Here is a 15,303-nt window from a genome sequence, read left to right on the forward strand (position 1 = left end):
ACCCGCCCGAATTTAGGAAGGGCTTCCAGGTTGAGATGATACCACAGAAAAAAGCACAAATCCCTCGATCACCGAATCATCCGGAGACACCGGCACGATGCTATTACCAAATCTAGTATCCTTCCCCGATTTCGGTACATCCTGTGAGGAAAAAGATTAAGAGTGCGCGCACCATCTATCTGTACTCACCCGCTTCAGCCAAAAATCAGGACGGATAAATACGCCCCGAACAACGTTACAAACAGAACCGGGAGTGTAATTACAACGCCAATTTTAAAATACTGTCCCCATTTGATTCTAATCCCTTTTTCGGACAGGACATGCAGCCAGAGCAATGTAGCAAGAGAACCAATCGGAGTCATTTTCGGGCCGAGATCCGCCCCGATCACATTTGCATAGACAAGTGCCTGATGCATCACACCGGAAATTGATGTCGCATCGATAGACAGCGCGTTAATCATAACCGTCGGCATGTTGTTCATCATCGCTGAAAGGATAGCGGACAGGAAACCCATCATCAGTGTTCCTGTGAAAAGTCCACCCTTGCTCCCTTGTTCAATTACACGGGCAAGGAGATGAATTAGGCCTGCATTTCTTAGTCCATAGACAACGACGTACATGCCCAGCGAAAAAAAGACAATGCTCCACGGTGCACTTTTTAGAATTTTTGTCGTATGAATGGCTGAACTCCGGACCCCAAGAAACAAGAAAAAGGCGGCAATCGCCAATGCAATAAAAGAAACCGGAATTTTGGCCAGGCTACTGAGAAAATAGCCAATGACTAGGACTGCGAGGACAAACCAAGAAATATGAAACATGCGGATATCCTTCAGAGCTGAGGACGGTTTCTTTAAGTCAGCGAGCTGATAGTGATCCGGCCAGTCTTTGCGGAAGTAGAGGTACAGAACGGTGATGCTTGCGATCAGCGAAAATATCGTCGGAAAGACCATGTGCAAAGCATAGTTTCCGAACGAGATACCGAAAAAATCAGCTGACACAATATTGACAAGGTTGCTGACGACAAGCGGCAGCGATGTTGTATCCGCGATAAACCCGCTTGCAATCACAAACGGAAAAATGCACCGCTCGTCAAAGTTAAGCGCACGAACCATTGCCAGAACAGTGGGCGTCAAAATCAGCGCGCCACCGTCATTAGCGAAAAGCGCCGAGATCAGCGCACCGAGAATGGATATGAAAATAAACATACAGATGCCGTTCCCGTGCGCGATCCGCGCCATATGCAAGGCGGCCCACTCGAAGAAGCCTATATGGTCTAGGATCAGTGAAATGATAATAATGGCGACAAAAGCAAGTGTCGCATTCCAGATGATACCGACAACGGTCAGGACATCACGCAAGTGTACTACACCGGCTAGCAGGGCGAGCAGCGCACCGCCGCAGGCCGACCAGCCAATTGATAGGTTTTTCGGTTGCCAGATCACGAGAATGAGCGTAAGCAAGAAAACAATAATAGCTAAGACTGCGGACATTTTCTGTACTCCTTCAGTAACTGAGAAAGTTGATGGACTAACCATAGGTTTTCCTTGTATTATTGATGGAGACCGGCTTTTTCACCTTCAGCGAATTGGCGGATCCGCAGGCCTATCCCATCACGGACACGCCGGAACACGGCCCATTTTTCTTCTTCTGTTCCTTCGGCTTTTGCAGGATCATCGAAGCCCCAATGCTCGCGCCTCACGCCCGGAGGCGTCATCGGGCAGCGTTCTTCGGCATCGCCGCACAGTGTAACGACGAGGTAAGCCTGGTTTAGAAGATTCATGTCAATAAGCTTGGATTTCTGGCTGGAAATATCTATTCCGGCTTCCTTCATTGCTTTCACGGCATTGGGATTCAGCCCGTGCGCCTCGATACCCGCGGAACGTACATCATATTCCGCTCCAAGGTATTTCTTGCCAAAACCTTCAGCCATCTGGCTTCGACAGGAGTTGCCGGTGCAAAGAAAATAGATGGTTTTTTTTGTCATGTTTCTTTTTTCCTCCATGTTGTTTCTTTTATGAGCAGCAGTCCGGATTATCACAGGCTTTAACGTCCTGATCCGGCAGTGAATCAATGACGGCTGACAGATAAACAGGAAGTTGTTCGTTTAAACGGTAGTACACCCATGTACCCTGTTTTCGTTCTCTGATGATCCCCGAAACGCGCAGCTTCTTCAGATGCTGACTGATGGCGGGCTGGGAAGCATTCAATAGATCGACCAATTCGCAGACACATAGCTCCTTTACTTTTAAATAAGACAGGATGGTCAGCCGCGTCCTGTCCCCCAGAAGTTTGAGTTTGGACGACAGATCGGAAATGTCATCGATTTTTGTTATCATACATTTTCCTCCGATTATATATACATATGATTATATTATTACTTACTTATGTATCGAGCAACTTAGAAGACACAAAGAGATATTTTTATAAATTAATTAGTACCTGATAATAATATCTGGTATAATAAGCATAAAAAAAGCAGGTAATATAATGAAATCAAAAGCAAGAATAGTTGCTATAGGTGCTTATGTACCAGAGCGAAAGCTAACAAACGATGATCTGGAACAGATGGTCGATACTTCAAATGAATGGATTGTAAGAAGAACCGGGATAAGAGAAAGAAGAATACTTCCGGAAGATCAATTTACCAGCGATCTGGCATTTGGAGCTGTACAGAATTTGACCGACAGATACCCTATTTCTCTGGATGATGTCGATTTGATTATTGTATCTACCTCAACGCCCGATTTTGCTTTTCCAAGTGTTGCCGCTCAGGTGCAGGCAAAATTTCATATAAGTGGAGCCGGTGCTTTTGATCTGAATGCGACATGCGCAGGATTTGAATATATCCTCCATGTTGCAAACGGACTTGTAACAAGTGGGCTAAATAAAAAAGTTTTAGTTGTGGCCGCTGAATCGATGTCGAAAGCAACGGATTATACAGATCGCTCGACATGTGTGCTTCTTGGTGATGGGGCTGGTGCCGCGATCGTTGAGTATAGTGAGGGCAGCTCTGATTTTTTAGGATCATTTATGGGCTCAGATGGCAGTATGGGCAAAATGCTTTATAGAACCGGGCTATCAAAAGTGATGAATGGTGCAAAACTAATCGACACTGGAAAAATGGTGCAAAACGGTCGTGAACTATATAAATGGGTAGTAAAAAACGTTACCAGAAGCGTTATACAATTAGTTGAAAACAGCGGATTTGATTTCACAGATATTGATTGGTTTATACCTCACAGTGCAAATCTTAGAATGGTTGAATCAATCTGCGAGCGATTAGATTTTCCAATGGAAAAAGTACTGTACAGCCTTGAGTATTACGGAAACACATCATCCGCCACGATTCCTCTTGCTCTTTCAGAAGCCATTAAGGCTGGAACAATCAAAAAGAATGATTGCCTGCTCCTTTATGGATTTGGAGGAGGACTGGTTCATTGCGGACAGATTATCAGATGCAGGCTTAATGAACAGGACAACAGCAACATTATGAAGCAGTAAAGTCATTTGTTGCGGGGATAAATCAGTCGTTCTCAAAAAGTATCGGTCGTCCAGCATCTATCACCCTTCACAGACATTTTTGTAGGCACTGATTTGGGTGAAATTCATTCTACATTTGAATTCATGCGACGTTAATTTTAAAAAAAGTGAACTGTCTATGAACAGCAAATATATTTCCAGGCTTGTTAAGCGTTGTCAATAATATCGGGGAAACGCGTAAAACTGAATATATTGAGCAGTGCAAAAAACTTGATCGTTCATCCTTCACCCAATCGCTCATTTCATTTTGCAGCTGCGCAGTAAAGACGAACTGCGAAGCTCATATGATCATTTCAAAATTTTTTACATATACAGCATTTCCAGTAACTTCAACATCATAAGTAGTACCACTTTTTGAGATGTTTACAATAACCCGACCATCTTTTTTAATTTCATTTCCTTGTTCGATGATAAGATTTAAAGATGCATCAAAGTTATTTTTTTTAATATATTTAGCGTAAAATGCCCCCATTACGCCTGAAGCAGTACCCGTAACAGGGTCTTCTGTAGTACCTGAATAGGGTGAAGAAAAGTGTCTGCCATGCATATCTGCAAGAAAATCAAACGTTTTCAAGCAAAAAGGATGAGTCGATGCTCGTGGTTCTTCTTTTAATAGAGATGGGAACGATGCGTTTTCTGGTTTCATTTTCTTAAAATCAGAAAGTTGACGAATCGGAACCAAAAGAGTCCAAGTCCCTGTACTCCCGTAAACGATGGGAAGATTGTCGTCAATATCACCCTCATTTAATCCGATTAAATTTGCGAGGTCCTTCTTAGAACCCTTAAATTCTTTAAATTGTGGGGCAGCTTGTTGCATTGTAATGGTTATTTCATTATTTGTATTTGAATTAACTCTTATTGGCAAAATTCCTGCCAGGGTTTCAACAGTTATTTCTTTGTCATCACCTATCATTCCTCTCGTTTTTAATGCATATAGGGTTGCAATAGTTGCGTTTCCACAAAGACTCATTTCTTGACCTGGTGTAAAGTAACGTAGCTTGAGGTCAGCAACTCCGGATTTTAAAACAAATGCTGTTTCATTAAAACCCACTTTATGGGCAATGTTATGCATCTCTTCTTCTGTCAGAGTGTCACTATCAAAAACGATGCCCGCTGGATTACCTTTATTGACTTCTTTAGTAAATGCATCATAATGATAAACTTTTATTGATTTCATTTTTATGGCCTCCTCTATGCAAATGTTATTCCTTGAGGTTAGACTAGGAAGAAATCACTTATGTTAAAAGATACATGAACGGTTTATCAAAAAATTATAATAAACAATCCAATTTTTTTAGTAGTCCGTCATAGTGTCTCAGTGTATCTTTATCTTCCACTTTTTCACCGGATTTATAAAATGTAATTAATCCGGTTCCTCCACCAATTTGATGACGTTTTTCTAGCGTTCTTTTCAAATTCATTGCGGTTCCCATACTCCCATCGATAATACTTGTACCCTTTGGAAATGATTTCTCGATGATATCCTTAAAAAATGGAAAATGAGTACACCCTAGGACAACAGTACCGTACTGGCTCAAATCAAAAGGTTTCAGCTGCTCTTCTAAATAAGGTACAATCTGTTCTTCTTGAAAGTTAAAGGCTTCAGCAAAAGTAATAAGTTCCGGTAGCGGGAGACCATCAACAATGTCATTCTTATCGATACGGTTAACCAGATGATGATACTTTTCTTCCTTAAGTGTCAGCCTTGTCGCCAAAACCAGTACCTTTTTATTTTCTGTCTCACTCTCCAAAACAGCGGGTTTGACAGCAGGTTCAATGCCGATAATTGGAAATGAATAACTCATTCGCAAATCTTCAATAGCTGCACTGGTCGCCGTATTGCATGCGACAACAAGAGCTTTAATATCATGATCAATCAGAAAATCAACTGCTTGGAAAATATATTTTTTCAAAATTTCTTTGGGCTTTTCACCGTAGGGGAGATGTGTTGTGTCTGCATAATAAATGTAATCTTCATTTGGCAATAATTTAATAATCTGATGGAGAACTGTCATTCCACCAATACCAGAATCGAATACAGCTATTTTCATGAATGTCACTCTCTTTATATGTTTGTTATTCACAGCGCTCAATTATATCATCTTTTAATTGCACAGTATTCGTCTACTGTTCATTATAAGGCACTCGTTATTGATAACTTTAAACAGCTTTATTTTATAATGGAACAATTTACAGCGTAGGAATGCGGCTTCACGCCTTCACTATTAAACAATTTTATTGTCACTGTACACCCGATTGTTATGTCAACGATCATGAATTTATCTCTTGCTCTGAGTGGGGTGGCATCCGGAATTTTCCTTTGCACAACTGGCTTATCTCAACCATTTTTTTATGGTCTCGGAAGATGGACTCCTTTTCATGTAACTGTGCTTTATTCGTGCAGCCCTTCTTCTCAGTATAAGCAGACCCAATTATTGCAAATGATCCAGCCTCTCCAACAATTTTTGATACTGGTTAAGAGTCACCTGATCTTCTACTTTTACACTTGATTTATAAAACGAAACAGCGCCCGTCCCGCCGCCGACTTGATGACGACCATCCAATACTCGTTTTAGATTCTTAGCCGTTCCTATACTTCCGTCGATAATATTCACGCTTTCAGGAAATATTTTCCTGATCATGTCTTTGAAAAATGGAAAATGGGTACAGCCTAACACCACAGTACCGTACTCTTTCAAATCAAACGGTTTCAGCTGTTCTCTTAAATAAGACGTGATCTGATCTTCGTGAAAATTAAAGTTTTCAGCAAATGTGACAAGCCCTGGAAGCGGGAGCCCGTCAACGATATCATGCTTATCAATGCGCTCCACCAAATGATGGAACTTCTCTTCCTTAAGCGTTAATCTTGTTGCCAGAACCAAAACTTTTTTCCTTTTTTTTTCACTTTCCAAAACAGCCGGTTTTACCGCAGGTTCAATCCCGAGTACAGGAAAACTGAACTTTTGGCGAAGGTCCTCGATCGCAACGCTTGTCGCCGTATTGCAAGCCACTACCAGCGCTTTTAAGTCTTGGGCAGCCAGAAAATCCGCCGCCTCAAGAACATATTTTTTTACGTTTTCTTTTGGTTTTTCTCCATAAGGCACGTGTGCCGTATCTGCATAAAAAATATAATCTTCGTCCGGCAGCAATTTCATCGCCTGATGAAGGACTGTCATCCCTCCGATACCGGAGTCAAAAATGGCTATCTTCACTGATTCCACTCTCTTTTTTTCTTTTTATCACTCATAATACCCAGTATATCTTCCCCGCATTAAAAATGCATGAAATATAATAAAAAAAAAAACAGTCAGCACGTACTGAAAAAAACCGGTTAATGACCTAAATTAGGGGAAATGAGTACCTCATAATTATAGATACTCCGATCGCTAAGTGCCAGAGAGCGGTCACACAAAACCGGCAGATATTTTTTTCATATACGAATGATCGACTATGACTGGCTACACCATGAAATGATCATTGACGGAAAGCCATTTCAGTTAACGATCTGGGAAACGATGCGGTTAAATGGATTATGGATACGGCTGACGAATGTCTTAAAGGAAACGAAGGCATGACGTGACTATCTATCTATGCATATGCTTTATTCCCTGTGCTGCGATGTGAGGATTTCTCGTATTAAAAAAGAGCCCGCACGCTCGCAGGCCCCACCTTTTAATCAAGCAAATCTTGGCTTCAGAATTTCAGTTGTATGCCTTCGCTCTATTTTTTCATCAATTCTCTTCATTTCCTCTTTATCCTTATTGATTTCCTCTCTATTATTTTTCAGAAGTTGAGTGTATGATAGTCTTTTTTTCATGCTTGATCATCCTTTCTTATATGTTACATCCAATTATAAAAACGAATTATGAATTTTCTATTAACTAATCAACAAAAAATGTATACTATCTAATCTATCCCGGTGTAACCGGGTGTCGTGCTCCCCCACAACTTTACGCTCTTATAAATAGTTTTACCGCTTATTTAAAAGAGGTGACTGTACTGTATTCGTCTCCGAAACAACAGCCGGCCCTTCATCAGGAACCGGCCGGTGTTATCATCGTGTTTATTCTTTTTCAATATGAACATATTTACTGTAAACCGGTTTCCCAACCAGTTTCTCAAGTGGAATAATATCCTCTATCCGCACTTCAGCCTCAAGATCAGATCGTTTAAAAATTTCATTTTTAATCATGTCAGCCGATATATCCTGATCCGGCTCATATTGCAGTATAAACGTAACGGTTTCTCCATTTTGTTTGACCTTCCACAATAGCGGTATACGATCCAAAGAATAGATCAATTCTTGTAAATCATAAAAGGTCCATTCTTTTCCATGCCAATTAATTGTATTTTCATCTCTGCCGTAGTGGATCAAGATAGGGGTTTGATCCTCACTTGCCGGATCCGGGTCCCTAATTTCTAACAGATCGTGATTATAATAACGTAATAGAGGCATTCCCTCCCGGGTGGTTGACAGGACACCATTGCCGCGGACGCCATGAGGCACCGGATAGCCGTTATCATCAACAACTTCAATCTTTACATGTGGATTATTCAATCGATAATAACCATCCTGATCGCTTACAAACAAGCCTCCTGTTTCTGTACTCCCAAAAAAAGTAAATACAGGAACACCCCAAAGTTTTTCAAAATATTCCTTTCGTTTGGGTGAAACTAATTCTCCCGCGAGAAGAAGGGCCCTTAATCCCTCTGTAGGGAATGGGATGTGGAGCTGTTTGGCAACTTCATATATTTTTTCAGCCTCTGACGGTAACAGTGCCAAGATACTTGGTTTTGCTCTTTGCATGATTTCTACAACTCTTTGATCAGGAGTAATCATGCTTGCCTTATCTGCGCCAATATGAGCAGCACCTGCCTCCTGACATGCCCAGTACAAAATAAAAGAAGGAATAGCTAGGGCAAAAGGGAATCGATTCAGAAGAATGTCACTTTTATTCAAATTTAATTTCGATTGAAGAATCACTTTGAATTCTTTAGTTACATCGGAATGACTGTACCAGCTTGGAGTAGGTGTACCTGTCGTACCACTTGTTTCATGGTATGTGGCAATGCTTTCAATAGGCGCACCTAACAGATCATATGCTGAAGTGTTTCGAAGCTCATCCTTTGTCGTAAAGGGAATATCCTCCCATCTATTAATGGATAACCCCGCTAATTTTTTCCGGTAAAAAGATGACCTTAATGCTGAAGTGACAAAGACATCATTCATGATCTTAACCCCCTGTAATTTCTTATTCGATACCTGATTCTAAGTCGCTATAATTTTTTTTCATCGTTTCAAAAGAAGACTTGAATTCTTTTAAAAGAGTATCCAGCTGGGTGATCTTAGCTGTTCCGCCTTGTTGCACTTTCATGGTGAATTCAGTAATATTTTTAACCTCTTCGGTTCCCGCCGACAGCTGCTGTACGGCAGCTGTCATCTCCATAATTTGATCAGAAGTACCGCTTACTTCCTGAATAATCGTCTCAAAATAGCTTTTCGTAGCGTTCATTGCTGTCATGCCGTCTGAGACTTTTTCCATACTGTTTGACACCATGTCGACCGCTTTTGCTACGTTTGATTGAATCGAAGATAAAATGTTGGAAATATGATCTGTTTCTTCTTTGGATTTATTCGATAGCTTTCCGATTTCATTAGCCACGACTGCGAAGCCTTTTCCGTATTCACCGGCTCTGGCCGCTTCAATATTCGCATTAAAAGACAATAATCTTGTTTGCTCGGCTATGCCTGTGATTGTATGGACAATCTGATCAACTTGACCTGAATGATCGGCAAGATTAGCTATGAACTTTGACAGCTGATCTGTCATCTGATAAATGGATTGCATTTTTGTGAGCAAATCACCGATTAATTTATAGCCCTCATCCGCTGCAACCGATGCTTTTCTTGATGTGTCTGAAACCTTTTCTGAACTGGAAGCAATCTGTTGAATACCACTTGTAATTTCTGTTATCGTATCTGTGCTTTTAACCACATTCTTCGTCTGGATCATTGCACCATGCGATATGTCTCCGGCAACATTAACGAGTGTCTCTACCCGATCATTTAACGCAACTGTTTGGTGAGACAAGTCAGAGACTGCATATTTCGTATTTTGCCCAGTATCACTTCCCCGAGAAGTTGATGTGTCATTTTCTGCAAACGCATCTGACAGCTTGTTAGGTGGCTGAAGCGGCACGCCCCGGTAAACTATGATAAGTCCAATGATGGTCGCGCAGAGGGAAATAAATGGTATAACCCCCTCCCACACTTTAAAACCGCTGCTTACAAAAAAATACGTAAGTAATAAATTTGGGAAAATGAAAATAGCAGATATGACTATGTACAACTTTAATCTGATGTTCATGCTCCAATTCCTTTCCCTAAATTATTTATATATTACGTTTTTAATATCGGCGATCAAAAATAAACATTTAGTTTTTAATTCGTGAAAATCAACGATAGATATATCTGAAGAAAACTTGCTGACTTGCAAGACTTTACAGTATAAAAAAGGGAGAACAGATTGATTGACCTGTTCCCCTAAAAGGACTACAGACATTATTTTCGAAAATCCAACGTGGAATGGCTCTGAATGAACGTTGCCGCCCATAAAAAGATCTTTCATTACTTGTATATAAAAAACAACAGCCGGCCCTTCATCAGGAACCGGCCGGTGCTATAATTTGAGTTCTCCGAGCCTGAGCAGTTCGACAACCGCCTGGGAGCGTCCTTTCACACCAAGCTTCTGCATCGTGTTTGAAATATGGTTGCGGACTGTTTTCTCGCTAATGAAGAGTTCTTTGGCAATATCTCTTGTTGTCTTGTCTTGAACGAGCAGTTCAAAGACTTCTCTTTCCCTCTTCGTCAGCAATGGTTTCGGACGATGATATTCTTCCTTCAACAATTCCCCCTCCTTGCTCAGCAAAAGAGCGGGCGGGGAAGGCTTTTAGTCACTAGTATTTTATGACAGCCGCGATTGATATGTGTGTACCATTTTAAATGCCGGTGCCGCTTCTCATGCCGCTTTATTGATTATCGCTGCCAAAAAAATCTTTAAATGATTGGGTAACCGTTGCCCGGTTCAATGCGGCAATCGATGTTGTCAGTGGGATGCCTTTAGGGCATGCCTCCACGCAGTTCTGGGAATTTCCGCAACCCTCGATGCCCCCCTTCCCCATAATAGCGCGCAGCCGCTCCGCTTTGTTCATCGTACCTGTCGGATGCGCGTTGAAAAGGCGAACCTGGGACAGCGGGGCCGGCCCCATAAAGCCGGACTTGCTATTAACATTGGGGCAGGCTTCCAGACAGACCCCACAGGTCATGCACTTGGACAATTCATAAGCCCACTGGCGCTTGTTTTCCGCCATGCGCGGGCCCGGGCCAAGATCATAGGTGCCATCTATGGGTATCCAAGCTTTGACTTTCTTCAGAGCGTTGAACATCCGGCTGCGATCAACAACCAGATCACGAACAATCGGAAAAGTTTTCATCGGTTCCAGGCGCACCGGCTGCTCCAGTTTATCAATGAGTGCGGTGCAGGCCTGGCGCGGGCGTCCGTTGATGACCATTGAACAGGCACCGCACACTTCTTCCAGACAGCTCATCTCCCATTGCGGCGGCGACGTTTTTTCACCTCTTGCATTGACCGGATTGCGCCGGATTGCCATCAGTGCGGAAATAACATTCATGTTCGGCCGATAGGGCACCGCAAATGTTTCTTTATAAGGGGTCGAATCCGGCCCATCCTGTCGTGTGATGATCAGCTGAATCGTTTTCGGATGACTCACTTCACTCATGTCCCTCTCCCCCTTATTTGCTGTGTGAATAGTCTCTCTTGCGCGGCTTGATCAGTGAGATATCAACATCTTCGTATTCAAAATCCGGCCCGTTTTTCCCATGATTGAATTTGGCCTTTGTTGTCTTCAGCCAGTCTTTGTCGTTTCGTTCCGGGAATTCCGGTTTATAATGTGCGCCGCGGCTTTCATTGCGATTGTAGGCACCCAGCGTAATAACCCTTGCAAGTTCAAGCATATCCCAAAGCTGGCGGGTGAACGAGGCGCCGCTGTTGCTCCATTTCGACGTGTCATTGATATTAATATTTTTATAACGCTCCATCAATTCCTGAATATGCCTATCTGCTTCCAGCAAAGTCTTGTTCTCGCGGACAACGGTCACATATTTTGTCATCCATTCACCCAGTTCCTGGTGCAGAACATAGGCATTTTCGCTGCCGTTCATCGATGTAATCCGGTGATATTTTTCCTGTTCACGCTTCAAAGCATCTTCAAAGAGCTCAGATGAAGTTTCCTGGCTGTCTTTACCCAGCCCGTCGATGTATTCCACCGCATTTGGACCGGCAACCATGCCGCCGTACAATGCGGAGAGCAGCGAATTCGCGCCGAGCCGGTTCGCACCGTGATACTGGTAATCACACTCGCCGCAGGCAAACAGGCCCTTGATATTGGTCATTTGATTAAAATCAACCCAGAGCCCGCCCATCGAGTAATGGACAGCCGGGAAAACCTTCATCGGTACTTTGTGCGGATCTTCACCGACAAATTTTTCATAGATTTCGATGATCCCGCCCAGCTTGATATCCAGTTCATGCGGATCTTTATGAGACAGATCGAGATAAACCATGTTTTCTCCATTGATACCCAAGTGCTGATTGATACAGACATCGAAAATAGCCCGGGTTGCTACATCACGGGGCACGAGATTTCCATATGCCGGGTACATCTCTTCAAGGAAATACCACGGTTTTCCGTCCTTGTAAGTCCAGAGCCGTCCGCCCTCGCCGCGCGCCGACTCGCTCATCAGCCTTAGTTTATCTTCACCAGGGATCGCTGTCGGATGAATTTGGATAAATTCCCCGTTCGCAAAGTAAGCCCCCTGCTGATATAAAGTTGATGCCGCCGAACCGGTGTTGATCATTGAATTCGTTGATTTTCCAAAAATCACACCCAGACCGCCGGTTGCCATAATGACAGCATCCGCGCGGAAAACCGAAATTTCCATCGTTTTCATGTCCTGAACCACAATCCCGCGGCAGACGTTGTCTTCATCAGTGACTGCTGAAAGAAACTCTTCATACTCATGTTTATGGACCAGTCCGTTGACTTCCTGGCGCCTCGCTTGCTCGTCCAGCGCGTATAACAGCTGCTGACCCGTCGTCGCTCCGGCATAAGCCGTACGGTGATATTGCGTGCCTCCGAACCTGCGAAAATCAAGCAATCCTTCCGGCGTACGGTTGAACATCACGCCCATGCGGTCCAACAGATGAATGATACCCGGCGCCGCTTCGCACATCGCTTTTACAGGCGGCTGGTTGGCAAGAAAGTCTCCGCCATAAATTGTATCGTCAAAGTGTTCCCACGGAGAATCTCCTTCGCCCTTCGTGTTCACTGCGCCGTTAATACCGCCCTGCGCACAGACAGAGTGTGAGCGTTTAACAGGAACAACTGAAAAAAGATCAACTTCCACGCCTGCCTCCGCGGCCTTAACCGCGGACATCAAACCACCGAGACCTCCGCCGACAATGATGATTTTTCCTTTACTCATTTGGGGTCACTCCTTTTTGCCATTTGATAGCGGGTGTTCGAAAAGTCAATGATCAGCGGTGAATCTCTCTGTCATCCCTTCGAACACTAGCCTGATAGTCTGTAAGATTAAATGAACGCGAACAGCGCCCGTATACCGACATAAGACAACAGCACGAAAATAACGAGCGTGACATAAGTTCCTATTTTCTGGGACTTTGGCGAGACAAGAATCCCCCAATGCACACCAAACGACCAGAGACCGTTTGAAAAATGATAGACGGCACACAAGATCCCAATAATATAAAAAATAATAATTCCCGGATTGCTAAGAATATGAGCCATCAATTCATAATTGAGGGGCGTGCCGAGCGCCATCGCTATTCTTGTCTGCCAGACATGCCAGGCTAGAAAAATTACAAGAAACAGTCCTGAGAGCCGTTGGAGCAGAAACATCCAGTTCCTGAAAAAGCTGAAATTTCCGACATTATTTTTGGCAGTAAACGCGATGTAAACACCATAAACAGCATGAAACAAGATCGGCAAATAAATCAGAACGATCTCCAGAAAAAGCAGATACGGCAAACTTTCCATAATTGACGCTGCCTGATTGAAAGCCGCAGGCCCTTTTGTCGCCTGATAATTAATTGTCAGGTGAACAACAAGAAATAAACCGACCGGTATGACTCCTAACAAAGAATGCAATCGGTGATTGGCATAATCGTGATCAGCCATGCTTCTCCTCCCCCTCCAATGGATGATAGCGCTTTTATTTAATTATAGTACATATAGATTGTAGTCATTTGCTTCGAATAAATATAACCACAATCACTTCAAATTAATTGTAAACCCCGGATTTTTCAGAGTCAATTCTCAGCTGAAAACGCTATCTTCTATGTTTTCATAGTGAATGGCGATAAAAAAAGATATAATAGTGCGTGGAGGGATTTAGAGATGACAAAAAAAGAAACCAGTCCGCAGCCCGAACAATATGGAGACACCACTGTTCCGGCCTTTGGCTATGAATTAATCAGAAATCAGCTGATTCCGGAATTGCTTGGAAAAGAGACTGCATCGATCCTGTATTGGGCCGGTCGCAAACTGGCACGACTGCATCCGCTTGAAAACGAGGAAAAAATTGCGGTTTTCTTTGAACAGGCAGGCTGGGGAAACCTTGAATTAACTGAAAAAGGAAAAAGCAAAATGGTTTTCGAATGCCATTCAGCTCTCATAGAATCGAGAATTAAAGATAATCCCGGATCCGTGCAGTTCACAATGGAGGCCGGATTTATCGCCGAACAGATCCAGAAGATCCATGGTTTCATTGCTGAGGCCTACACAGAGGTGCGTACGGGCCGCGCCAAAAAGGTGGTTTTTCTTGTCAAATGGGATGCACAGGATACTGTTGAGGACCTATCGGATTCAGAATAACAGGCAAAAATTGAAAGGGTAATTAAGCGCATCAAATGCCGGGCGATCTGTCCGGCATTTTGACTAATCATATTCAAACCGTTCCAAAGCTGAAAGGTAAAGGGGGGCTCCCATGTTTACCATTTTTGTTGTAGAAGACGACCCGATAATGAAAGAAATAATCATCGACACGTTGAAAAAGTGGCGTTTCAACGGGATTGGCGTGGCTGACTTTGATCACATCATCCAGGCATTCATCAATTGCAAGCCCCATCTTGTCCTTCTTGATATCAATCTGCCAGCGTTTGACGGTTACTACTGGTGTCAGCAATTGCGTGCAATCTCCAAAGTTCCGATCATCTTTATTTCTTCACGGGATACACGGATGGACAAGATTATGGCCATGAACATGGGAGGCGATGATTTTATTCAGAAGCCGATTGACATGGATGTGCTGATGGCTAAAATCAACGCGCTGCTGAGACGTACCTACTCTTATCCAGATCATGAGCCGCAAGTTCTGGGGTACGGGGGCACCGTGCTGAACCTGAAAGATTCCCGCCTTATTTATCACGATCATCAGATCGATCTGACAAAGAATGAATTCAGGATTCTCTATATGCTGATGAAGCACGCAGGAGAAGTGCTGTCACGCGATAAAATCATGAGGGCGCTCTGGGAGGATGAAAGCTTTGTGGATGACAACACGCTGACTGTCAATGTTGTCCGTCTGAGGAAGAAACTGACGGAAATCGGACTTGAATCACTGATCAAAACAAAGAAAGGACAAGGGTATCTGCTGGAGTGAGA

16 protein-coding genes are annotated in these 15,303 nt (G+C 43.1%); 3 read left to right on the forward strand and 13 right to left on the reverse strand.

Going from position 1 to position 15,303, the window contains the following annotated elements:
• Window positions 1-194: 194 nt before the first annotated feature.
• From COP04_RS15165 to COP04_RS15175, 3 genes are read right to left on the reverse strand one after another with little or no spacing between them, the layout of a single operon-like run.
• A complete protein-coding gene (locus COP04_RS15165; RefSeq protein WP_100488774.1) occupies window positions 195-1,490 on the reverse strand; it encodes an arsenic transporter in 1,296 nt (431 codons plus the stop codon).
• Window positions 1,491-1,549: 59 nt separating this feature from the next.
• Window positions 1,550-1,984 carry an arsenate reductase (thioredoxin) gene (gene arsC / locus COP04_RS15170; RefSeq protein WP_100488775.1) on the reverse strand — a complete coding sequence of 145 codons (435 nt, stop codon included), beginning with the start codon at window positions 1,982-1,984 and terminating at the stop codon, window positions 1,550-1,552.
• 28 nt (window positions 1,985-2,012) lie between these two features.
• Window positions 2,013-2,336 (reverse strand): ArsR/SmtB family transcription factor, encoded by a 324-nt coding sequence (locus tag COP04_RS15175; protein ID WP_100488777.1) that lies wholly within the window; start codon window positions 2,334-2,336, stop codon window positions 2,013-2,015.
• Between the two features lie 151 nt (window positions 2,337-2,487).
• Between COP04_RS15175 and COP04_RS15180 the strand changes: the two genes are divergently transcribed.
• Window positions 2,488-3,501 (forward strand): ketoacyl-ACP synthase III, encoded by a 1,014-nt coding sequence (locus COP04_RS15180; RefSeq protein WP_100488779.1) that lies wholly within the window; start codon window positions 2,488-2,490, stop codon window positions 3,499-3,501.
• A 319-nt stretch (window positions 3,502-3,820) separates the two neighbouring features.
• Here COP04_RS15180 and COP04_RS15185 read toward each other — a convergent pair whose 3' ends face one another.
• The 10 genes from COP04_RS15185 to COP04_RS15235 form a co-directional block, all read right to left on the reverse strand.
• A complete protein-coding gene (locus tag COP04_RS15185) occupies window positions 3,821-4,717 on the reverse strand; it encodes a PhzF family phenazine biosynthesis isomerase (protein WP_100488780.1) in 897 nt (298 codons plus the stop codon).
• A 94-nt stretch (window positions 4,718-4,811) separates the two neighbouring features.
• On the reverse strand, window positions 4,812-5,591 hold the full coding sequence (gene murI, locus COP04_RS15190) for a glutamate racemase (RefSeq protein WP_100488782.1): 780 nt from the start codon (window positions 5,589-5,591) through the stop codon (window positions 4,812-4,814).
• A 381-nt stretch (window positions 5,592-5,972) separates the two neighbouring features.
• Window positions 5,973-6,752 (reverse strand): glutamate racemase, encoded by a 780-nt coding sequence (gene murI / locus COP04_RS15195; RefSeq protein ID WP_100488784.1) that lies wholly within the window; start codon window positions 6,750-6,752, stop codon window positions 5,973-5,975.
• A gap of 464 nt (window positions 6,753-7,216) precedes the next feature.
• Window positions 7,217-7,357 (reverse strand): FbpB family small basic protein, encoded by a 141-nt coding sequence (locus COP04_RS15200; protein ID WP_100488785.1) that lies wholly within the window; start codon window positions 7,355-7,357, stop codon window positions 7,217-7,219.
• 246 nt (window positions 7,358-7,603) lie between these two features.
• Window positions 7,604-8,770, reverse strand: coding sequence for a phenylacetate--CoA ligase family protein (locus COP04_RS15205; RefSeq protein ID WP_100488787.1), 1,167 nt, complete (start codon window positions 8,768-8,770; stop codon window positions 7,604-7,606).
• A gap of 22 nt (window positions 8,771-8,792) precedes the next feature.
• Window positions 8,793-9,908 carry a methyl-accepting chemotaxis protein gene (locus tag COP04_RS15210; protein WP_100488788.1) on the reverse strand — a complete coding sequence of 372 codons (1,116 nt, stop codon included), beginning with the start codon at window positions 9,906-9,908 and terminating at the stop codon, window positions 8,793-8,795.
• Between the two features lie 312 nt (window positions 9,909-10,220).
• A complete protein-coding gene (locus COP04_RS15220) occupies window positions 10,221-10,445 on the reverse strand; it encodes a helix-turn-helix domain-containing protein (protein ID WP_010026148.1) in 225 nt (74 codons plus the stop codon).
• 124 nt (window positions 10,446-10,569) lie between these two features.
• The gene (sdhB, locus tag COP04_RS15225) at window positions 10,570-11,340 is read right to left on the reverse strand and encodes a succinate dehydrogenase iron-sulfur subunit (RefSeq protein ID WP_420852764.1); all 771 of its coding nucleotides are present in this window, start codon (window positions 11,338-11,340) and stop codon (window positions 10,570-10,572) included.
• Window positions 11,341-11,353: 13 nt separating this feature from the next.
• On the reverse strand, window positions 11,354-13,105 hold the full coding sequence (gene sdhA / locus COP04_RS15230) for a succinate dehydrogenase flavoprotein subunit (RefSeq protein ID WP_100488790.1): 1,752 nt from the start codon (window positions 13,103-13,105) through the stop codon (window positions 11,354-11,356).
• 107 nt (window positions 13,106-13,212) lie between these two features.
• Window positions 13,213-13,818 carry a succinate dehydrogenase cytochrome b558 subunit gene (locus COP04_RS15235; RefSeq protein ID WP_100488791.1) on the reverse strand — a complete coding sequence of 202 codons (606 nt, stop codon included), beginning with the start codon at window positions 13,816-13,818 and terminating at the stop codon, window positions 13,213-13,215.
• Window positions 13,819-14,037: 219 nt separating this feature from the next.
• Here COP04_RS15235 and COP04_RS15240 point away from each other — a divergent pair, with 219 nt between their 5' ends.
• Window positions 14,038-14,514, forward strand: coding sequence for a YslB family protein (locus tag COP04_RS15240; RefSeq protein WP_100488792.1), 477 nt, complete (start codon window positions 14,038-14,040; stop codon window positions 14,512-14,514).
• A 112-nt stretch (window positions 14,515-14,626) separates the two neighbouring features.
• On the forward strand, window positions 14,627-15,301 hold the full coding sequence (locus COP04_RS15245) for a response regulator transcription factor (protein WP_100488794.1): 675 nt from the start codon (window positions 14,627-14,629) through the stop codon (window positions 15,299-15,301).
• Window positions 15,302-15,303 lie beyond the last annotated feature (2 nt).

This window comes from Sporolactobacillus pectinivorans (assembly GCF_002802965.1).
GTDB classification, from domain to species: Bacteria; Bacillota; Bacilli; order Bacillales; family Sporolactobacillaceae; genus Sporolactobacillus; species Sporolactobacillus pectinivorans.